The sequence below is a fragment of the Roseateles sp. GW821-FHT02E12 genome (genome assembly GCF_059421665.1).
Genome location: NZ_JBWKVK010000002.1, coordinates 1,075,990 through 1,095,038 on the forward strand (window position 1 = coordinate 1,075,990; position 19,049 = coordinate 1,095,038).

Below are 19,049 nucleotides of genomic sequence, written 5' to 3' on the forward strand. Positions count from 1 at the left end.
GGGGGGGGGTAGTGTGGGGGGGGGGGAGCCACCCCGCCCCCCCAGCCCCCCGTGGCGCCGGCGCCATCAGCCCTGCCTCGGGTGTCGGCCGGCCAGGCCCTGCTCAGTGCCGCCGTGGCCCTGCCGGAGGCCAGGCCGCAGCGCCTGTACCGCCAGGCGCCGGGGCTGCTGCGCCTGCGCCTGCGAGGCGAGGAATGGCACCCCTACGGGCTCAGCCAGGTTTATGTGGCCGAGCAGGGCGGGGCGGTTCTCGCGGTACGCGACGCGCGGCAGCTGCCGCTGGCCGAGCGCTACGCCAACGTGATCTTTTCCCTGCACTCGGGCGCCGTGCCGCCTTGGGGCGGCCGCGCAACAGCGCTGCTGATGCGCCTGGTATGGACCGCGCTCGCACTGGCCCTCGCGGCCCAGCTGCTGACGGGCCTGCCCTGGCGCAAACGCAAGTTGCCGGGCTGAGCCCACCTACTCCCTTTTCAGTGAGTCCATCATGTCCACTTCGCCCAGTCTTTCACGTGCCGCAGCGATGCCGCGACCTGCTGCATCGCTGTCGGGCCGCATAGCCACCCACACGAAGCGCATCACATCCATCGACGCGCTGCGCGGCTTCGTGATGATCGTGATGATGCTCGACCATGTGCGCGAGCACCTGTACCTGCACTTGAACGTCACCGACCCGATGACCGTGCCCGGTACGCCCACCGACCTGTATTTCTCAAGGCTGGCGGCGCACTTTTGCGCGCCGGTGTTTGTGTTCCTGACGGGCCTGTCGGCCTGGCTCTATGCCAACCCGCCGAGCGGCGCACCGCGCAACGTGCGCGAGTTTCTGCTCAAGCGTGGCCTGCTGCTGATCGCGCTGGAGCTGACCGTGGTGAACTTCGCCTGGCAAGGCAAGTACGAAGTGCTCTACCTGCAGGTGATGTGGGCGATCGGCTTCAGCATGGTGGCGCTGGCCTTCCTGTCCGGGCTGCCGCGCTGGCTGCTGGCGACGCTGGGCTTCGTCATCGTCTGCGGCCATAACGCGGTGGCGGGCTATGTCGTGCCGAATGACAGCCCCTGGTATCCGCTGTGGACGCTGATGCTGCACCGCGGCTGGCTGGTGGCCGAGGGGGGGGTGAAGGTCAAGCTCAGCTATCCGGCACTGCCCTGGGTCGGCGTCATCCTGCTGGGCTACACCTTTGCACCGCTGTTCTCGTCCGTCGTCGACGCGCTGAAGCGCCGCCGCACGCTCGTCATCACCGGCCTGGCCTGCTGGGCCGTGCTGCTGCTGCTGCGTGGCTTCAACATCTACGGCGAGAACGCGCCCTGGACGCCGCAGGCGACGACGCTGGAGACGGTGAAAGTCTGGCTGAACTTCACCAAGTACCCGCCGTCGCTGGACTTCCTGCTGATGACGCTGGGCGGCGGGCTGCTGATGCTGGCGGCGCTGGAGTTCGCCGACAACGGCTTCACCAAGGTCTGCACGACCTTCGGCGGTGCGCCGATGTTCTATTACATCTTCCACCTCTATGTGCTGATGCTCAGCTATCGCATCGCGTTCGCCGTCGTCGGCCCCAACCAGGGCTCGCGCTTCGGCGTGGATGCCGATTCGTTCTGGATCGTCTGGGTCGTCTGGCTGGCCGTGACGGCGTTGCTCTACTTCCCGGTGAAGGCTTACGGCGAGTTCAAGCGGCGCACGAGCATCGGCTGGGTGAAATATTTCTGAGCCGCAGGCTCGATCAGGAAAAGACTTGAAATGGCAGTCATGAACGACACCCGCTTCTACATTGATGGCCGCTGGGTCGATCGCCCCGATGCACCCCGGCTCGCCGTGGTCGATCCCGTCTCGGAACGCGTCATTGGTCATGTCGCCGCTGGCTCGGCGGACGATGTCGATCTGGCCGTGCAGGCCGCCCGCCGTGCCTTCGACAGCTTCTCGCGCAGCCCGGTCGAGGACAGGCTGGAACTGCTGAAGCGCATCCTGGCGCTGCTGGAGGAGCGCGCCGAGCTGTTTGCGCAGGCCATCGTCGCCGAGATGGGTTCGGCGATCGGCTTCGCGCGCGCCTCGCACGTGCCCTTCGGCATCGCCCATGTGCGCGCGCAGATCGAAGTCCTGCAGCGCTATGCCTTCCTGTCGAACGCGGGTGGCACGGCCACGGCCAAGGAGGCGATCGGTGTCTGCGCGTTGATCACGCCCTGGAACTGGCCGCTCTACCAGGTCACCGCCAAGGTCGCACCGGCCATCGCGGCTGGCTGCACCGTCGTGTTGAAGCCCAGCGAGCTGTCGCCCTTCAGCGCGCAACTGTTCGCTCAGGTGATGCACGATGCCGGCGTGCCGGCCGGCGTGTTCAACCTTGTTGGCGGCACCGGCGAGGTGGTCGGCGCGGCGCTGTCGGCGCATCCGGAGGTCGACATGATCTCGATCACCGGTTCCACGCGTGCCGGCGTGCTGGTCGCGCAGGCCGCCGCCGTGACGGTCAAGCGCGTGGTGCAGGAGCTGGGTGGTAAGTCGCCCAATGTGTTCCTCGACGATGCCGATTTCGAGCAGGGCATCGCCAAGGGTGTGCTGGCCGGCATGCGCAATGTCGGTCAGTCCTGCAGCGCGCCGACGCGCCTGCTGGTGCCGGCGTCGCGCCTGGCCGAGGCCGAGGCGCTGGCGATCCAGGCCGTGGCCGGTATCCGGGTCGGCGACCCTCTCGACGAGCAGACGACGATGGGGCCTATTGCCAACGAGGCGCAGTTCAAGCGGGTGCAGGAGATGATCGCCGTCGGCATCGACGAGGGCGCTACGCTGATCTGCGGCGGGCCTGGCCGGCCGGAGGGGCTGAAGGAAGGCTTCTTCGTGCGGCCGACGATCTTCTCGAACGTGAGGACCGACATGCGCGTGGCCCGCGAGGAGATCTTCGGCCCGGTGCTGGTGATCCTGCCCTACCGCGACGAGGACGAGGCCGTCACCATCGCCAACGACACCATCTACGGCCTCGGCGCCCATGTGCAGTCGGGCGACATCGAGCGTGCCCGGCGCGTGGCGGGTCGCATCCGCGCCGGCCAGGTCCTGATCAACTACCCCGCCTGGAACGCCCATGCCCCTTTTGGCGGCTACAAGCGTTCGGGCAACGGCCGCGAATACGGCGTTCACGGTCTGGAGGAATACCTCGAGACCAAGGCCATCATCGGCTACGCCTAGGGCCTGTTAACGCCACGGCGCCGGGTTGAGCGCCTGCCGCAGCATGGCGAGGAAGGCGGTGGTCCTTGCGCTGCGGCCGTGCCGCGGGCCGAGCAGCGCCACCACGTCGGCCGCCGGGGCTTCCCAATTGGGCAGCACGACGGACAGGCGCCCCTGCGCCAGGTCCTCGGCCACATGCCACTCGGAGCGGATCGCGACCCCCATGCCGGCCAGGGCCCAGTCGCGCACGACGGCCCCGTCGTTGCTCGACATCGCGGGGTGGATGCGCACGGTGGCAGCGTCGCGGCCGTGCAGTCGCTTGAAGCGCCACAGCGTGACGTCCTCGTCGTTCTCCCGCACCACCAGGCAGCGCTGCCCCAGCAAGTCGTCGGGCCGCGTGATGGCCTCGTTCTGCGCCAGATAGGCCGGGCTGGCGCACAGGATGCGCCGGTTGGGCGCCAGCGTCGTTACGACCTGGTTCAGCGGCCCGGGCGGCCCGATGTGGACGGCCACGTCGCAGCTGTCGATCAGCCCTGCGCCGGGATGATCGGAGAGTTCGAGCGAGATCGTCAAGCCCTCATGCTCGCGGGCAAAGGCCTCCGCCACCGGCGCGACATGCAGCCTGCCGAAGCCATGGGGGGCCGTCACGCGCAGATGACCACTGACCTTGCTGGTCCTGTCTCCCAGCGCCTCGGCCAGCGCCTCCATGGTTTGCGCCACCTGCCGCCCGTGCGCCGCCACCAGGGCGCCCTCATCGGTCAGGCTGGTGCGGCGTCCCGTCCGGTCGATCAGGCGCACGCCGGCGCGCGCTTCCAGGGCCTGCAGCCGCTGAGAGACGGCGGGCGGCGTGACGTTGAGTTTGCGCGCGGCTTCGGCCAGCGAGGCCGAGTCTGCCAGCACGGCAAAGAAGGCAAGGTCATCGGAGCTGATCATTAAGTGCAGCCTTATCTGTGCGTGTACGAATCGTAAATTGATTCCTTATATGCCGGTGCCCACAATGACTTCACCACCTGAACCTAGGAATGCCGTGACCGAGGCCCTGATCGACACCCGCGAGAAACTCGAGACCTTGAAGCCGGCGGCGGCGACGCTGCTGGACCTGGAAACACCCTGCCTCGTGCTTGATGCCACTCGCATGGAGCGCAATGTCGCGCGGCTGCGCAGCAAGCTGGCCGATCTGGGTGTCGGGCTGCGGCCGCATCTGAAGACCTGCAAGTCCGTGGAGGTGGCGCGTCACGTCATGGACTCGCCGCGCGGCCCGGCCACTGTCTCCACGCTGAAGGAAGCCGCGCATTTCGCCGCGGCCGGCGTGCGCGACATGATCTACGCGGTGGGCATCGCGCCGGGCAAGCTGGCGCAGGTGCTGGCTCTTCGTGCCGAGGGCGTCGACCTCGTCGTGCTGCTCGACACCGTGGCACAGGCCGAGGCCGTGGCGGCCGCGTCGCGTGAGGCGGGCCGGCCCATCCCCGCGCTGATCGAGATTGATTGCGACGGTCATCGCTCGGGCGTGCAGCCTGGCGACATCGAGTGCCTGCTGGCCATCGGCCGGGCGCTGGGGCAGGGCGCGGAGCTGCGTGGCGTGCTGACCCATGCCGGCGGCAGCTATGCCGCGCGCGGTGCGCAGGCGCTGCGGCAATGCGCCGAGGACGAGCGGCGCGGCGTGGTCGAGGCGGCCACGGCCCTGCGCGCAGCGGGCCTGCCCTGCCCGGTGGTGAGCCTGGGCTCGACCCCGACCGCCCACAACGCGACCGACCTGACCGGGGTCACCGAGGTCAGGGCTGGTGTGTTCGTCTTCTTCGACCTCGTGATGGCGGGCATCGGCGTCTGCCGGGTGGAGGACATCGCGCTGTCGGTGCTGGCGACGGTGATCGGTCATCAGCGCGACAAGGGCTGGATCCTGATCGACGCGGGCTGGATGGCCATGTCGCAGGATCGCGGCACCGCGAAGCAGGCCGTCAACCAGGGCTATGGCGTCGTCTGCAACCTGGCTGGCCAGGCCTACCCCGACCTGATCGTTGCCGACGCCAACCAGGAGCACGGCATCGTCACCGTGCGGCCCGGCTCCGCGGGCGTGCTGCCCGAACTGGCCATCGGCGACCGCGTTCGCGTGCTGCCCAACCATGCCTGCGCCACGGGTGCGCAGCACCGCAGCTACCACGTGGTGCGCGGCGCCGAGGCGGCGGTCGAGGCCGAATGGCCTCGCTTCGGAGGCTGGTGATGCCCGCACCTTTGACTCCCGTTGAATCCACGCCCGAATTCCCGGACCGGGCCGATGTGGTCGTCATCGGCGGCGGCATCGTCGGCGTCTTCACGGCCTACTACCTGGCGCGCCGGGGCCTGCAGGTCGCGCTGATCGAGAAGGGCCGCATCGGCGCGGAGCAATCCAGCCGCAACTGGGGCTGGTGCCGCCAGCAGAACCGCGATGCTCGCGAGCTGCCGATGGCGACCCTGGCGCTGGATCTCTGGGAGCGATTCGCTGCCGAGGCTGGCGAAGATACGGGCTTTCGGCGCTGCGGTCTGCTCTACCTCAGCAATGACGATGCGGAGCTGGCCGGCTGGGCGCGCTGGGGCGAATTTGCCCGCGGTGTCGGCGTGAAGACCCAGATGCTGAGTTCGGCGGCAGCGGCCGAGCATGGGCGTGTGACCGGCAAGCCCTGGAAGGGCGGCGTCTTCTCACCCACCGACGGCACGGCGGACCCTTCACGGGCGGCCCCGGCCGTCGCACGTGCACTGATGCGGCTCGGTGGCAGCGTGCACCAGGGCTGCGCGGCGCGTGGCCTCGAGACCGAGGGCGGCCGGCTGTCGGCTGTTGTCACCGAACAGGGCACGATACGCACCCGGGCCGCCGTGCTGGCCGGCGGCGCCTGGGCCTCGTCCTTCTGCCGCCAGCACGGCATCCGTTTTCCGCAGGCCACCATCCGCCAGACCGTGATGGCGGTGGCGCCTGGCGTCGCCGAGTTGCCGCCGACGCTGCACACGGCCGGGGTCTCGCTGACGCGGCGTGGCGATGGCGGTTATCTGCTGGCGATCAGCGGCCGCGCCCGCGTCGACCCGACGCCGCAGTTCCTGCGCTTTTCGCCCCAGTTCCTGCCGATGTTCCTGCGTCGCTGGCGCAGCTTGTCACCAGGCGGGCTGGAGGGCGTGCGCTCGGGCCACGAAAGCCTGGCGCGCTGGCGCCTTGACCAGCCGACGCCGATGGAGCGCATGCGCATCCTGGATCCGGCGGTGGACCCGGCGGTCGTGAGTCTGACCCATCGTCGTGCGCTGGAACTTGTTCCCGCGCTGAAGGAGCGTGCGGTCACCGCGGCCTGGGCCGGCTACATCGACAGCACGCCGGATGGCGTCCCCGGCATTGGTGAGGTGGCCGGCCTGCCGGGCCTGGTGCTGGCCGCGGGCTTCAGTGGCCACGGCTTCGGCATCGGCCCCGGTGCCGGCCACCTGATCGCGGACATCGTCAGCGGCGCGAAACCCATGGTCGACCCTCGCCCCTACCACCCGGACCGCTTCCAGGCGTCTGCCTGGGGCCAGGTCGCGGAGTTCTAGCCGCTGACTACTTTGCCAACCTCTGAGGAACGCCATGGACACCCCCATCTCTCCCCTTGCCCCGGCAGCCGGCCTGGCCCCGCCGGGCGGCCACTACAGCCATGCCGTCTGCCACGGCGATCTCGTCTTCGTCTCGGGCCAGCTCGGCGCGCGGGCGGACAGCACGCACACGGCAGACCTGCCGTTCGAGGATCAGGTGCGCCAGGCGCTGGCCAATCTGCGCGCTGCGCTGGTCGGTGCCGGCGCGGACCTGGACAGCGTCGTCAAGCTGACGGCCTATATCGTCGACGTGGCCCGCTGGCCGCGATTCAACGCGGTCTATGCGGAGGTGATGGGCCCGGCGAAGCCGGCGCGCACCGTGGTGCCGGTGCCCGAGCTTCACTATGGCTACCTGGTGGAGCTGGACGCCATTGCCGTGCGCGGCCGCCCGGTGCGACAGCCTTGATTCCCGCGGCGCCGCAATACGCAATTCACTGCTGTCCCGGCGGGCCTGAACGGTCGAATTGACGGCAAACCCGGCCCTAAGCTTTCGGGCATGCACAACCGAACCGCAGGCTCCGCGGCGAGCCCCCGATGCCGCTCGCTGGAGCCGGCGCTGCAATACATCCGTGGCCATCTGGGCGAGCCCCTGCGCCTGGAGACGCTGGCGGCCCTGTGCGGCCTCAGCCTGTGGCGCTTCGCGACGGTGTTCCGTGAGCGCGTCGGCATGTCGCCCTACCGCTATGTAAACGCACTGCGCGTCCAGCACGCGCAGACGCTGCTGAGCCAGGGCGTGCCGGCAGCGCGTGCGGCCAGCGAGGTCGGCTTTTACGACCAGAGCCATCTGAACCGCCGCTTCAAGAGCCACTGCGGCATGACGCCGCGCCAGTTCCAGCAACACGTGGGCGCTCCATGCTGACGACCGACGCCGCCATCGCTGACGTTGCCGACCTGCTGCCCGACCTGGTCGCGCTGCGCCGGGACCTGCACGCCCACCCCGAGCTCGCCTTCGCCGAGCACCGCACGGCCGGCATCGTTGCCGAGGCCCTGCGCGCGCTGGGCCTGGAGGTCCACGAGGGCATCGGCGGCACCGGCGTCGTCGGCGTGCTGCGCCACGGCGAAGGGGGCAGCATCGGCCTGCGCGCCGACATGGACGCGCTGCCGATGGCCGAGCAGAGCGGCCTGCCGCATGCCAGTCTGTTTGGTGGCGCCCACCATGGCTGCGGCCACGATGGCCACACGGCCATGCTGCTCGGCGCGGCCCGCCATCTCGCGCGCACGCGCCGCTTCAGCGGCACGGTCAACTTCATCTTCCAGCCCGCCGAGGAGGGCCGCGGCGGTGCGCGGGCCATGATCCAGGACGGCCTGTTCGATCGCTTCCCCTGCGACAGCGTGTTCGCGCTGCACAACTGGCCCGATCTGCCGCTGGGCCAGGCCCAGACCCGCGCGGGGCCCATCATGGCGGCGGCCGACCGCTTCGACATCACGGTGCATGGCCGGGGTGGCCACGCGGCCCAGCCGCACCGCACGCCCGATGCGGTGCTGGCCGCCAGCCAGCTGGTCTGCCAGCTCAACACCCTCGTCGCGCGGCGCATCGACCCGGCCGAGTCGGCCGTGCTCTCGGTGACGCGCATCCAAGGCGGCCAGTCGCACAACGTGATGCCTGCGGAGGTGCAGATCACCGGCACCGTGCGCAGCTTCGACGCGGCCAGCCAGGATCTCATCGAGGCGGCACTGAAGGACTGCGCCGCGGGTGTCGGCCTGTCCTTCGGCTGCGAGGTAGAGGTCAACTACACGCGCTATTACCCGGCCACGGTCAACAGCGCGGCGCAGGCGCAGATGGCCCTGCGGGCCGCCGCTGCGGCGGGGCTGGAGGCTCGCGAGGCACCCCGGCCCGCGTTCACGTCCGAGGACTTCTCCTTCATGCTGCGCGAGCGGCCGGGGGCCTATCTGTGGCTGGGCCAAGGGCCGAAGTCGGTGATCGATGGCGACTATCGGCCGCTCCACCACCCCTGCTATGACTTCAATGACAGGCTGCTGCCGCTGGGCCTGAAATGGTTCGCCGAGGTTGCGGAACTGGCGCTGGCGCCGACGTCGATGGGCTGACGACGGCGGCCGGCGCCCCGGCGCGGCAGATTGCGCTGCGGCGGCCGGGAAATCGCGTATTTGCCACCGCTACGAGGGCCGGCTTCGGCACCTGCCTGAGGGCTACTCTGCATAGCATGGCGGCTCATCACCTGACCCCCTCGGAGAGCCCGCCATGTCCAGCCTTCTCGTCACCTTCAAGCTCGACCAGCTCGGCGAACCGCGGGAGTACCGGCCACCGGCCGACCGCGTCATCGAAGGCGATATCGTCTGCCGCAACTGGGATGTCGACAGCGCCAAGGACGGCAAGGTGCGCGCCGGCGTCTTCGAGTCCACACCAGGCACCAACCGCTCCATCAAGGGCGAGACTTGGGAGTTCTGCCTGATCCTGTCGGGCGTGGCGGAGATCACCGAAGACGGACAGTCACCGGTGACCTACAAGTCGGGCGACTGCTTCATCATGAAGCCAGGCTACACCGGTACCTGGCGAACGTTGGAGACGGTCCGCAAGGTGTGGGTCACCGCCTAGGTCATCAGCCCCAGAGGCCGGTCGTGCCCCACGGAGCGGCAGGTTCCTACTACTCATCCCAGGGAGCGCACCCAGAGATTGCCAGTGGAGTAGGAGTGAGGGGCAAGTCTTGCTAAATTGCGCCAATTGATTTCGCGCACATATAGCGAGCTGCATGGCCGCGGCGGGTGCTCTGATCTCGGTCGTGATCGGTCTTCAATTCAGAAGAACTTGGTCAGCCGTACACCAAACTGCCGCGGAGCTCCCGCATACCTGAGCCCGGAACCGACTGCTGTGAGGTAGCGGCGGTCGGCGAGATTGGTGCTGTAAAGGCTGCCCATCATGTCGCCGTGTTCCCAGTCGATCTGGGCACCGATCAGGTTGCGGGCTTCGAGCTGGTCGCCGCGGGCGCGGTTCTGGAATAGCGTGCCCCATTGCTCGCCGACGTGGGCGAAGTTGAGGCGGGGGGTGAAGGTGTGCTCGCCGACGGTGAAGCGCCTTTCCACGCTGAAGTTGTAGGTCAGGTGCGGCGCATAGGTCTGCTCGTGGCCGTCGAGGTTCAGGCAGGTGGCGCTGGCGGGGCCGGTGTTGGTGTTGCAGGGCAGCGTCGAGGCGGCGCGCGGGTCGGTTGCAAAGAACTGGCCGATGCGGCTGCGCATCCAGCCCACGTTGGCGCGTGCGGACCAGCCGGAACCGAGCTGGGCCTGGACCGAGGCCTCGGCGCCGTAGATCTTCGTCGGGTTGGGCGTGTTGAGCTCGAACCGGAAGGTCGGGAAGGTCGGGTAGCCGATGCCGACCTGAAAGCCCGTGTAGCGGTTGGAAAAGACGTTGACCTGCGTGTTGACGCGGTTGGCCAGCCAGCCGGCCTTCCAGCCTATCTCCAGTGACCGGACCTTCTCTTCCTTGAAAGGGTCGGGCAGACCGAGGCCGACGGGCACGTTCAGTCCGCCGGGCTTGAAGGCGCTGCCGACGAAGCCGTAGAGGAAGTGGTCCGCGCTCAGCGTGTAGTTCAGCGCGAGCTTGCCGGAGAAGTTCTTGAACTCGGCGCTCTGCTGGTCGGCGATGGGCGTGCCGTACTGGACGACGTTGACGTCGTTGCGGGTGGTGTTCTTCGAGTAGCGGCCTTCTGCCACGACCTTGAGGGCGTCGGTCAGCTGGTAGCCGACCTGGCCGAACACGGCGCGGGTGTAGACGGGGTTGATGCCGTCCAGCCGGTACTCGGAGAACCTGTTGCCCAGCGGTGCACCGATGACGAACTGGTCCTTGGGAAACACGTGGATGTCACGCTGGAAGTAGGCGCCGACGAGCCAGGTGAAGGGGCCGGCGTCGGGTGAGATGAGGTTGAACTCCTGCGAGGTGATGCGCTCGTCCACGGAGTCGTAGAACATCCAGTTGCGCGGGTCGGTGGCGCTGCCGTCGAGGTCGGCGCCGTAGACCGTGTTGCCTTGCTGGTAGGCGGTCAGCGAGCGCAGCCGGGTGCCGTCGTCGAAGGTGTACTCGACCTTGAGCACCGTGCGGCCGGAGCGGTCCAGTGCCTGCAGCGGCGCGTTGGCGGTGACGTGCAGCGGGTCGTTGGTGGCGCCGACGGCGTCGGCCGGGTAGGCACCCTTGTCGACGTGGTGGTACTCGGTCTTGAGCAGCACCGTGAGCGCATTCGTGGGGCGCCACAGCAGGCCCAGGCGTGCACTGTGCGTGCGCAGGCGGGCGTCGCTGCCGGTGTAGGGGCCGGTGATCTTCCAGAAGCTGTCGCGGCTCTGCGTGTTGAAGGCCAGCCGCGCGGCGAAGGTGTCGCTGACGGGGATGTTGACCGCGCCCTGCGCGCCCTTGTCGCTGTAGCTGCCGAGCTGGCCGGCCACGTAGCCGCTGTAGCCACCGCGGATGACCGGGTCGTTGGAGTCCACCAGAATGGCGCCACCGGTGGCGTTCTGGCCGCCGAAGGTGCCCTGTGGCCCGCGCAGGATCTGCACGGAGGCGATGTCGAAATAGGGCTCCTGCGCCAGGTAGCCGGGGAAGGTCGCGACGCCATCGCGGTAGGTGATGACGCCGGTGGTGGTCTGCGTGTTGGTCTCGCCCTTGCCGATGCCGCGGATGGTGATGTTGACGCCCTGGCCGAAGTTGTTGGCGGCAGTGGAGGGGGCGACGTACTGGAGCTGGTCCACCACGTCCACGCCATGCTTGGCGAGATCGTCTCCGGACAACACCGTCGCGGAGATGGCGGACTTCTGCAGCGGCTGGGCGCGGCGCTCGGCCGTGATGGTGACCGTCTCTAGCTGTGTCTTTTCTTCCTTGGCCTTGTCGCCGTCGGCAGGGGCGGCCTGCTGCGCCAGGCTGCACAGCGGCAGGCCGAACAAGGCCAGGCTGAGGTGGCGGATGCGGGCCTTGCGGTTATTGCGGGATGCGATCTTCATGTCTCCGTACCTTTGCAGTTTTCGTTCTGGAATAGCGCTGCCACGCGCCCGGCCTGCGGGCGCCGTGTCAGGGGAGTTGGGGGTCTACTGAGCGGTGATGACCCGGTCCTTCGGCGTGGCGTCGAAGTGCAGGGTCTTGGGCCATTGCGGCCAGGCCGTGCCGAGGGCGGCATGGTTGGGGTCGCCGCCGTGGGCGAAGGCGCCCAGGCTTTTCATCATGGCCTCGGCCAGGGCCAGCCGGCCCGGTTCGTTGGCACGGCTGAACATGATGCGCGACCACACCGAGGGGCCGAAATTGCCGAACATGAAAGGCAGGTCGAAGGCGTGGGCGGCGCCGAAGATCTGGTTGAAGGGCGCGGGCTCCTGTGCCCAGTCGAAGCTGTAGTACCAGACCTCGTCCTGGCGGCTCTTGAGCGCGCCGAGCACGTTGTCGCGCAGCGGGATGAACCAGTAGTCGTTCAGCACGGCCATGCGCGCGTCGTAGCCGGTGCCGGGTGCCTCCAGCGGCAGATAGGCCTTGGGGATCCAGTCCTCGATGCGGGTCTGCGGCGCCGCGTCGGGGTCGTAGCGGGCGGCAATGTCGAAGGTCTGTTTGTCGCTCAGCAGGCGGCCGCTGACCCCGCCCAGGCCAGGTGCCAGCGCGAGCAGGCCGGGGAAAAGTTTGCCCTCGTCGCGCGTGTTGCCGGCCAGCACCGGCACCTTGAGGTAGTTGCCCGACTTGATCGCGTCGATGGGGCTCCTGGCCACCACATGCCCGTCCGCGATGGGGTTGGAGCCGCCGAGGTTGGCCGCCTTGAGCTGGGTCAGCACGGTGGACAGCACGTCGTCCACCTTCAGCCCGCGCAGATAGGCCGCCAGCTCGGCGGGCCTGTGGCGGGCGATGTAGCCGTCGGCCGTGGCGATGTCCTGGGTCAGCCCGTCGGCCACCAGGCGATGGGCCAGCAGCAGCTTGGCCTGGTTCTGGAACAGCGTCGGCGAGACAAGCACGGGGAAGCGCCCGGGCGCGAGGTCCTCGGGCCGCGAGATGCCGCCGCTCATGGGCACGGCGCGGTGGAAGAGGGCGGGGCGCGTCTTGACGACCAGCGGCGAGGTCAGCAGCGCATAGACGTTGACGGCGCCGGCCGACTCGCCCATCAGCGTGACGCGCCCGGCATCGCCGCCGAAGCTGGCGATGTTGCGCTGGACGAAGTGCAGCGCCTTGATGATGTCCAGCAGCGCGAAGTTGCCCGAGTCCTCGGCTGCGTCGCCCGTGCGCAAGTGCGGCGACGTGAAGAAGCCCAGCACGCCGAGCCGGTAGTTCACCGTCACGACGATAGCGTCGGCGCTGCGGGCCAGCGCGGCGCCGTCGTAGACCGGGTCGGCCGTGTAGCCGGTGATGTTGCTGCCACCGTGCACGAAGACGATGACGGGCAGCTTGGCCGCCGCCGTGGCCGGGCGCCAGATATTGAGGTAGAGGCAGTCCTCCGCGCCCACGGTCTGGTCCAGGCTCTCGCCGATGCTGGCGTCGTAGCGGTTGTTGCGCCCTGGGCCATAGAGGCGGCCGGAGGAGGCGCAGGCCGCGCCGAAGGCCTGCGCCGTGCGAGGCGCCGTCCAGGCCTCCGGGTCGACCGGGGCGCGCCAGCGAAGTGCTCCCACGGGCGGCTTGGCGAAGGGGATGCCCTTCCATGCCCATGTGCCGCTGGTGGCGTCACCGCTGCCGAGCACCGGGCCGAAGGCGGTGTCCCGTTGCAGGGGCGATTGGGCAGACGCCGCGCCCGCCAGGGCGATGATCAATGCGACGGCACCCTGCCGCGCCGATGTGAAGCTAGCCACCTTGTCTCCTGCCTCTTTGTGGGTATGCAGGGAGTTTTGGCCCGCGCGCTCACCCGTTCAATGTGCAGCCCACACATGTGGCGTCGGCTGGCGGTGTGCTTGCCTTCCACCGCACAAACCCGCGCGTGGAACTTGTTCAGTTGTCCATTCCGCATTTCGGGCCGAGCGCTGGGCCGCTCCCGAGCCGGCCCGCCTGCGGTCGCGTGCGGCTCAATGCCGCACGCGGCCTCGTCCCCTCGGGGGACCGACCAGGCTCGCGCGCGTTCAGCGCTGCGAGACTGGGCGAGGGGCTTCAAAGACTGTTGATGTACATGCGGTTCCAGGTCGGGCTGATGACGATCTGGTTGACGCAGGCCTGTGGCGGCAGCTCGGCGATGAAGCGGATGGTGCGGCCCAGGTCCTCGGGCTGCAGCATGCGCGCGCGCTCCTCGGCGGTGGGTGGCTGCGGGCGGGTGTCGAGGATGGGTGTGGACACCTCGGCCGGGCACAGGCAGCAGGCACGGATGCCGTTCACGCCTTCTTCCATGTTGATAGTCTCCGTCATGGCCACCACGGCGTGCTTGCTGCCGTTGTAGGCGGCGCCGGTCAGCTTGGGGTGGCGCACGCCGGCCCAGGAGGACACATTGATCACCAGCCCACTGCGCCGCTCACGCATGGCGGGCAGGGCCGCCAGCGTGGTGTGGAAGAGGCCATCCAGGTTGGTGCCCACCACCTGGCGCCACCCTTGCGCAGTGAGGTTGCGCCAGAAGCGCTGTGGCGTGTTGGTGCCGGCGCTGTTGAGCAGGATGTCCAGTCGCCCGCCATGGCGGGCCAGGATGCGCGCGGCCGTGGCCGCAACGGCGGCGGCATCGGTGACATCCAGTGGCTCAACCTCGGCCTGCCCGCCCAGAGCGCGGATCTCGACGGCGGCCTGCTCCAGCGCGTCGGCCCGGCGGCCGGACAGCACCACCACCGCACCGGCTTCGGCCAGCGCCCGCGCGCCCGCCAGGCCGATGCCGCTGGCGGCGCCCGTGATCCAGGCGACCTGTCCGTCCAGCGTGCTCATGCGGCCATCTCCTCGCGCGCGGCCTTGGCCAGCTCGAGTTGGTACTGCGCCCAGCCCTCCGGCGGCACCTCTTCGCCGCGGCGGTCGCGCACGGCGTCCAGCTGCGCGCAGAGCTGCGCGCCGGCTGTGGCGGTGTCGGCGATGTGCACACCCTGCGTCATCGTGATGTGTGCGGCCTCGAAGCTGCCGGCGCCGGCCAGCAGGATCATGCGGGTCGGTGCATCCTCCACGCACAGCGGGATCAGCGCGGGGCTGACGCGTTCGGGCGTCAGCTGCGCCAACGCCTCGGGCGGCAGGATGCTTTCGGTCATGCCGGTGGCGGCCGTGGGCGCCAGGCAGTTGACGCGGATGTTGCGCTTGGCCCCTTCCAGCGCCAGCGTCTGCATCAGGCCGACGAGTGCCATCTTGGCCGCGCCGTAGTTGGCCTGGCCGAAGTTGCCGTACAGGCCCGAGGACGACGTCGTCATGACGATGCGGCCGTACTGCTGCTCCTGCATCTGTGCCCAGACGGCCTTGGTGGCGTTGGCTGCGCCCATCACATGCACGTCGAGCACGCGGCGGAAGTCGTCCAGCGCCATCTTGGCAAAGCTCTTGTCGCGCAGGATGCCGGCGTTGTTGACCAGGATGTCGATGCGGCCCCAGGCGGTGAGTGCCTGCGAGGCCATCAGCTGCATGTCCTCGGCGCGCGTCACGTCCCCCAGGTGCAGTTGCGCATCGCCACCGGCGGCGCGGATCTCCGCAACGACGCCGCGGGCGGCCGCGCCGAAGTCGGCGCCCGCGAGGTCGTTGACGATGACGCGGGCGCCGTGGCGCGCGAGTTCGAGGGCATGGCAGCGGCCCAGGCCGCCACCGGCACCGGTGACGAGGGCGACACGGTCTTGCAGAAGCTTCTTCATGGGGAGATTGGCAGAGTTCAGAAATTGACGGCGTCGCTGCCCTTGAGCCCGAGCATGGCGCGGGCTTCGGCGGGCGTGGCGACTTCGAGCGACAGTTCGTCGAGGATGCGGCGGATCTTGCGCACCTGTTCGGCGCAGTTGCGCGCGAGTTGGCCCTTGCCCAGGTACAGGCTGTCTTCCAGCCCCACGCGCACGTTGCCGCCCATCACGGCGGCCATGGTCAGCAGCGGCATCTGGTGGCGGCCGGCGCCCAGCACCGAGAAGCGGTAGCCGTCGCGGCCGAACAGGCGGTCGGCGGTCGTGCGCATGGTCACCAGGTTCTCGGGGTCACCGCCCATTCCGCCGAGGATGCCGAAGATGCACTGCAGGAAGATGGGCCCGTCGATCAGGCCCTCGTCGCGGAAGTGCGCCAGCGTGTAAAGGTGGCCCACGTCATAGCACTCGAACTCGAAGCGCGTGCCGCGCTCGCGGCCCAGCACTTGCAGGATGTGCTTGATGTCGGCGAAGGTGTTGCGAAAGATCAGGTCTTCCATGCCTTCGACATAAGGTTGCTCCCAGTCGTGCTGCCACTGCGTGATCTTGCGGGCCACCGGATGGATGGAGAAGTTCATCGAACCCATGTTCAGCGAGCACATCTCCGGCGCGGCCTGCAGCGGATAGGCCAGGCGCTCGGCCAGTGTCATGCGTGTGCTGCCGCCGGTGGTGATGTTGATGACGGCGTCCGTCGCGGCTTTGATGCGCGGTACGAACTGGTCGAACACGGCAGGGTCGGGCGTGGGCCGGCCATCGAGCGGGTCGCGTGCATGCAGATGCAGGATGGCTGCCCCGGCCCTGGCGGCCTCGATGGCCTGCTCGGCAATCTGGTGCGGCGTGAGCGCCAGGTGGGGTGACATGGTCGGCGTGTGCACCGAGCCGGTCACGGCGCAGGAGATGATGACTTTGTCGGACATGGTGGGTCTTTCTAGACCGCCAGCCACTGCGCCAGCAGGGCGGGGTCGGATTGCAGTTCTAGCGGGGTCCCTTCGAACACGATGCGGCCGTGGCCCATCACGCAGACGCGGTCCGAGACCTTCAGCGCGATGGCCAGCTTCTGCTCGACGAGCACGACCGAGACGCCCTTGGCGCGCATGTCGCGGATGCACTCGCCAACCTGCGTGACGATCATGGGCGCCAGGCCTTCGGTGGGTTCGTCGATGAGGATGACGCGTGGGTTGCCGAGCAGCGAGCGGCAGATGGTCAGCATCTGCTGCTCGCCGCCGGACAGGCTGCCGGCGCGCGTGTGGCGGCGCTCCTTCAGGCGCGGGAAGTAGTCGAACATCTGCTGCACGGTCCAGCGCGGCGCGCCATCCACGCCGGGCTGTTCGCCCATGCGCAGGTTCTCGTCCACGGTGAGGTTGGCGAACACCTCACGCTCCTCGGGCACATAGGCCAGGCCGGCGCGGCAGATCTGGTTGGGCTTGGCAGCGGCAAGCTCCTTGCCGGCCAGCGTCACGCTGCCGCAGGTGGGCGGCACCAGACCCATGACAGCCTTCAGCGTGGTGGAGCGGCCTGAGCCGTTGCGGCCCAGCAGGCTCAACACCTCGCCGGCTCCGACGCTGAAGCCCACGCCCTGCAGGATGTGGCTCTTGCCGTAGTGAGCGTGCAGGTTCTCGACCTGAAGCAGGGCGGTCATGCAGCCACCTCCTCGCCCAGATAGGCCTCGCGCACGCCCTGGTGATGCCGGATCTCGTCCGGCGTGCCGGTGGCGATGACCTGGCCATAGACCAGCACGCTGATGCGGTCGGCGAGCGAGAACACCACGTCCATGTCGTGCTCGACGATGAGCAGGGCGCGGCCGGCCGTCACCTCGCGGATCAGCGCCAGCGTGTAGTCGGTCTCCTCGCTGGACATGCCGGCCATGGGCTCGTCCAGCAGGATTACCTGCGGGTCAGAGGCGAGCGTCATGGCGATCTCCAGCGAGCGCTGTTCCGAATAGCTCAGCTCGCCCGCCAGCGCGGCGGCGCGCGCCTGCAGGCGCACGCGCTCCAGCAACTGCTCGGTGGCTTCGCGCAGGCTCGGCAGCCTGTCGATACGGCGCCAGAAGGCCGTCGGCTGCGGCTGCTGGCGCAGCACGGCCAATCTGATGTTCTCGAACACGGTCAGCTTGGGAAAGATGTTGGTGATCTGGAAAGAGCGCGCCAGCCCCAGGCGGTTGACGCGCTGCGGCGCCCAGCCGGTGATGTCCTGCCCCTGGAAGCGGACCGTGCCTGCCGTCGGGGCCAGGTTGCCCGAGATCAGGTGGAAGAGCGTGGACTTGCCCGCGCCGTTGGGGCCGATCAGTGCGCGGCGCTCGCCGGGTGCCAGGTCCAGGTCGACGCCGCGGATGATCTCGGTCTCGCCGAAGGACTTGCGCAGGTCTTGCAGCTTGAGGATGGGATCGCTCATTTCAGGTGTCTCCGCGCAAACGCCAGCAGCCCGCCGCCCGTGGCCAGCAGGCCCAGCGGCCAGGCCCAGGTCGCCAAGCCGGCGGCCGCCCAGCTGCGACCGAACATCGTCAGCGGCGGCAGCGTTGGCGCCATGCGGGCCAGCGCGCGGTAGTCCTGCGAGCACAGGCGCTGCAGCAGCTCGACCAGGAAGACCGTGCCCGCCGCCAGCAGCAGCATCGCCAGCAGCCAGGCCAGCAGCAATGGCAGTGCCCGTACCGCCCCCAACTGCTGCACACGGCGCGCCGCCGCGCCGCCCAGGCCCACCAGGCCCTGCGGCATGAACATCATCACCAACACGAACAGCACCCCTTGGTAGAGCAGCCAGGCCTGGGTCGCATCCGACACGGCATAGCCGAAGAAGCTCATGACCGCCGCCCCCAGTGCCGGCCCGAGGAAGACACCGACACCGCCGATGTAGCTGTTGAGCACCACGGCGGCCGACACACCGGGATCGAAGACCACGTAGTTGGCGGACTCGTTGGCCAGCACCTGCAGGGCGCCGGCCACGCCGGAGAACAGGCCCGAGATGGCAAAGGCCGAGACGCCCAGGCGATGCACGTCATAGCCCAGGAAGCGCAGCCGGTGGCTGTTCTCGCGCAGGCCCAGCGTCAGCCGGCCCGCGGGCGTCAGCGTGTGGAAGTACATCAGCGCCAGCGACAGCAGCACCCAGACCAGCGTCAGGTAATAGACCTGCGTGGTGGAGCCGAAGCCCAGGCCCCAGGCCGGCATGCGCATGGCCGAGATGCCCGACTCGCCGCCGAACAGGCCCTTGAGCTGGGGCGCGAGGGAGTGCAGCAGTTCGGCGATGGCCAGCGTGATCATCGCGAAGGCCGTGCCGCTGCGCTGGGTGGCGAACCAGCCGGCGACCACGCCGAACGCCACCCCGGCCGCCGCGCCCACCAGTGGCAGCAGCGGCGTGGGCAGCAGGCCGGTGCCATGGACCGCGTTCATGCCGTGCACGGTGGCGAAGGCGCCCACGCCGAAGTAGGCCGCGTGGCCGAAGGAGAGCATGCCGGCGCGGCCCGCAAGCAGGCTGTAGGCGCTGGCGAACAGTGCGGCGATCAGCATTTGCACCGCGGCGTTGAGCAGCCCCGCGGAGAGCAGGGCCGGCAGCGCCGCGAGCAGGGCCACGCCGCCCAGCAGGAGGGAGGAGGAAGTACGCATCGAAG

At 69.0% G+C, this 19,049-nt stretch carries 18 protein-coding genes; 9 read left to right on the forward strand and 9 right to left on the reverse strand.

Annotated elements, in window-relative coordinates; genetic code table 11:
• Positions 1 to 51: 51 nt before the first annotated feature.
• The 3 genes from AC07V5_RS15725 to AC07V5_RS15735 are packed head-to-tail and all read left to right on the forward strand — an operon-like array spanning position 52 to position 3,160.
• Positions 52 to 453, forward strand: a complete 402-nt coding sequence (locus AC07V5_RS15725; RefSeq protein WP_495116611.1) for a hypothetical protein — start codon at positions 52 to 54, stop codon at positions 451 to 453.
• 31 nt (positions 454 to 484) lie between these two features.
• The gene (locus AC07V5_RS15730; RefSeq protein WP_495116612.1) at positions 485 to 1,699 is read left to right on the forward strand and encodes an acetyltransferase domain-containing protein; all 1,215 of its coding nucleotides are present in this window, start codon (positions 485 to 487) and stop codon (positions 1,697 to 1,699) included.
• Between the two features lie 39 nt (positions 1,700 to 1,738).
• The gene (locus AC07V5_RS15735; protein ID WP_495116613.1) at positions 1,739 to 3,160 is read left to right on the forward strand and encodes an aldehyde dehydrogenase family protein; all 1,422 of its coding nucleotides are present in this window, start codon (positions 1,739 to 1,741) and stop codon (positions 3,158 to 3,160) included.
• 6 nt (positions 3,161 to 3,166) lie between these two features.
• On the opposite strand, the gene AC07V5_RS15740 is transcribed toward AC07V5_RS15735, so the two are convergent.
• A complete protein-coding gene (locus tag AC07V5_RS15740) occupies positions 3,167 to 4,072 on the reverse strand; it encodes a LysR family transcriptional regulator (protein ID WP_495116614.1) in 906 nt (301 codons plus the stop codon).
• A gap of 136 nt (positions 4,073 to 4,208) precedes the next feature.
• Here AC07V5_RS15740 and AC07V5_RS15745 point away from each other — a divergent pair, with 136 nt between their 5' ends.
• The 6 genes from AC07V5_RS15745 to AC07V5_RS15770 all read left to right on the forward strand — a co-directional run bounded on the left by AC07V5_RS15745 (position 4,209) and on the right by AC07V5_RS15770 (position 9,275).
• Entirely contained in the window at positions 4,209 to 5,357 is a 1,149-nt protein-coding gene (locus AC07V5_RS15745) for an alanine racemase (protein ID WP_495117073.1), read from the forward strand.
• Positions 5,357 to 6,682 (forward strand): NAD(P)/FAD-dependent oxidoreductase, encoded by a 1,326-nt coding sequence (locus AC07V5_RS15750; RefSeq protein WP_495116615.1) that lies wholly within the window; start codon positions 5,357 to 5,359, stop codon positions 6,680 to 6,682. The genes AC07V5_RS15745 and AC07V5_RS15750 overlap by 1 nt, the downstream gene beginning before the upstream one ends.
• Before the next feature lie 34 nt (positions 6,683 to 6,716).
• Positions 6,717 to 7,127 carry a RidA family protein gene (locus tag AC07V5_RS15755; RefSeq protein WP_495116616.1) on the forward strand — a complete coding sequence of 137 codons (411 nt, stop codon included), beginning with the start codon at positions 6,717 to 6,719 and terminating at the stop codon, positions 7,125 to 7,127.
• A gap of 90 nt (positions 7,128 to 7,217) precedes the next feature.
• On the forward strand, positions 7,218 to 7,580 hold the full coding sequence (locus AC07V5_RS15760) for a helix-turn-helix domain-containing protein (RefSeq protein WP_495116617.1): 363 nt from the start codon (positions 7,218 to 7,220) through the stop codon (positions 7,578 to 7,580).
• Positions 7,574 to 8,767 (forward strand): M20 aminoacylase family protein, encoded by a 1,194-nt coding sequence (locus AC07V5_RS15765; RefSeq protein WP_495116618.1) that lies wholly within the window; start codon positions 7,574 to 7,576, stop codon positions 8,765 to 8,767. The genes AC07V5_RS15760 and AC07V5_RS15765 overlap by 7 nt, the downstream gene beginning before the upstream one ends.
• Before the next feature lie 154 nt (positions 8,768 to 8,921).
• Positions 8,922 to 9,275, forward strand: a complete 354-nt coding sequence (locus AC07V5_RS15770; protein WP_495116619.1) for a cupin domain-containing protein — start codon at positions 8,922 to 8,924, stop codon at positions 9,273 to 9,275.
• Positions 9,276 to 9,475: 200 nt separating this feature from the next.
• On the opposite strand, the gene AC07V5_RS15775 is transcribed toward AC07V5_RS15770, so the two are convergent.
• From AC07V5_RS15775 to AC07V5_RS15810, 8 genes are all read right to left on the reverse strand, one after another.
• Positions 9,476 to 11,662, reverse strand: a complete 2,187-nt coding sequence (locus AC07V5_RS15775) for a TonB-dependent receptor (RefSeq protein WP_495116620.1) — start codon at positions 11,660 to 11,662, stop codon at positions 9,476 to 9,478.
• Between the two features lie 84 nt (positions 11,663 to 11,746).
• Positions 11,747 to 13,474, reverse strand: a complete 1,728-nt coding sequence (locus tag AC07V5_RS15780) for a carboxylesterase/lipase family protein (protein WP_495116621.1) — start codon at positions 13,472 to 13,474, stop codon at positions 11,747 to 11,749.
• Between the two features lie 292 nt (positions 13,475 to 13,766).
• Positions 13,767 to 14,519: an SDR family oxidoreductase gene (locus tag AC07V5_RS15785; RefSeq protein ID WP_495116622.1), complete on the reverse strand. Its 753-nt coding sequence runs from the start codon at positions 14,517 to 14,519 to the stop codon at positions 13,767 to 13,769.
• Positions 14,516 to 15,415 carry an SDR family NAD(P)-dependent oxidoreductase gene (locus AC07V5_RS15790; protein WP_495116623.1) on the reverse strand — a complete coding sequence of 300 codons (900 nt, stop codon included), beginning with the start codon at positions 15,413 to 15,415 and terminating at the stop codon, positions 14,516 to 14,518. The genes AC07V5_RS15785 and AC07V5_RS15790 overlap by 4 nt, the downstream gene beginning before the upstream one ends.
• 17 nt (positions 15,416 to 15,432) lie before the next feature.
• Entirely contained in the window at positions 15,433 to 16,365 is a 933-nt protein-coding gene (gene kce, locus AC07V5_RS15795; RefSeq protein WP_495116624.1) for a 3,5-dioxohexanoate:acetyl-CoA acetone transferase, read from the reverse strand.
• An 11-nt stretch (positions 16,366 to 16,376) separates the two neighbouring features.
• Positions 16,377 to 17,087 carry an ABC transporter ATP-binding protein gene (locus AC07V5_RS15800; protein ID WP_495116625.1) on the reverse strand — a complete coding sequence of 237 codons (711 nt, stop codon included), beginning with the start codon at positions 17,085 to 17,087 and terminating at the stop codon, positions 16,377 to 16,379.
• Positions 17,084 to 17,839 carry an ABC transporter ATP-binding protein gene (locus tag AC07V5_RS15805; protein ID WP_495116626.1) on the reverse strand — a complete coding sequence of 252 codons (756 nt, stop codon included), beginning with the start codon at positions 17,837 to 17,839 and terminating at the stop codon, positions 17,084 to 17,086. Before AC07V5_RS15805 ends, AC07V5_RS15800 begins: the two co-directional genes overlap by 4 nt.
• Positions 17,836 to 19,044: a branched-chain amino acid ABC transporter permease gene (locus tag AC07V5_RS15810; RefSeq protein ID WP_495116627.1), complete on the reverse strand. Its 1,209-nt coding sequence runs from the start codon at positions 19,042 to 19,044 to the stop codon at positions 17,836 to 17,838. The genes AC07V5_RS15805 and AC07V5_RS15810 overlap by 4 nt, the downstream gene beginning before the upstream one ends.
• Positions 19,045 to 19,049: the final 5 nt, after the last annotated feature.

Excerpts from the sequence above, each read along its gene's own strand:
- AC07V5_RS15790 (WP_495116623.1), bottom strand. The coding sequence starts at position 15,415 with ATGAAGAAGCTTCTGCAAGACCGTGTCGCCCTCGTCACCGGTGCCGGT.
- AC07V5_RS15800 (WP_495116625.1), bottom strand. The coding sequence starts at position 17,087 with ATGACCGCCCTGCTTCAGGTCGAGAACCTGCACGCTCACTACGGCAAG.
- AC07V5_RS15785 (WP_495116622.1), bottom strand. The coding sequence starts at position 14,519 with ATGAGCACGCTGGACGGACAGGTCGCCTGGATCACGGGCGCCGCCAGC.
- AC07V5_RS15770 (WP_495116619.1), top strand. The coding sequence starts at position 8,922 with ATGTCCAGCCTTCTCGTCACCTTCAAGCTCGACCAGCTCGGCGAACCG.
- AC07V5_RS15750 (WP_495116615.1), top strand. The coding sequence starts at position 5,357 with ATGCCCGCACCTTTGACTCCCGTTGAATCCACGCCCGAATTCCCGGAC.
- AC07V5_RS15760 (WP_495116617.1), top strand. The coding sequence starts at position 7,218 with ATGCACAACCGAACCGCAGGCTCCGCGGCGAGCCCCCGATGCCGCTCG.
- AC07V5_RS15810 (WP_495116627.1), bottom strand. The coding sequence starts at position 19,044 with ATGCGTACTTCCTCCTCCCTCCTGCTGGGCGGCGTGGCCCTGCTCGCG.
- AC07V5_RS15805 (WP_495116626.1), bottom strand. The coding sequence starts at position 17,839 with ATGAGCGATCCCATCCTCAAGCTGCAAGACCTGCGCAAGTCCTTCGGC.
- AC07V5_RS15775 (WP_495116620.1), bottom strand. The coding sequence starts at position 11,662 with ATGAAGATCGCATCCCGCAATAACCGCAAGGCCCGCATCCGCCACCTC.
- kce (WP_495116624.1), bottom strand. The coding sequence starts at position 16,365 with ATGTCCGACAAAGTCATCATCTCCTGCGCCGTGACCGGCTCGGTGCAC.
- AC07V5_RS15755 (WP_495116616.1), top strand. The coding sequence starts at position 6,717 with ATGGACACCCCCATCTCTCCCCTTGCCCCGGCAGCCGGCCTGGCCCCG.
- AC07V5_RS15765 (WP_495116618.1), top strand. The coding sequence starts at position 7,574 with ATGCTGACGACCGACGCCGCCATCGCTGACGTTGCCGACCTGCTGCCC.
- AC07V5_RS15740 (WP_495116614.1), bottom strand. The coding sequence starts at position 4,072 with ATGATCAGCTCCGATGACCTTGCCTTCTTTGCCGTGCTGGCAGACTCG.
- AC07V5_RS15735 (WP_495116613.1), top strand. The coding sequence starts at position 1,739 with ATGAACGACACCCGCTTCTACATTGATGGCCGCTGGGTCGATCGCCCC.
- AC07V5_RS15730 (WP_495116612.1), top strand. The coding sequence starts at position 485 with ATGTCCACTTCGCCCAGTCTTTCACGTGCCGCAGCGATGCCGCGACCT.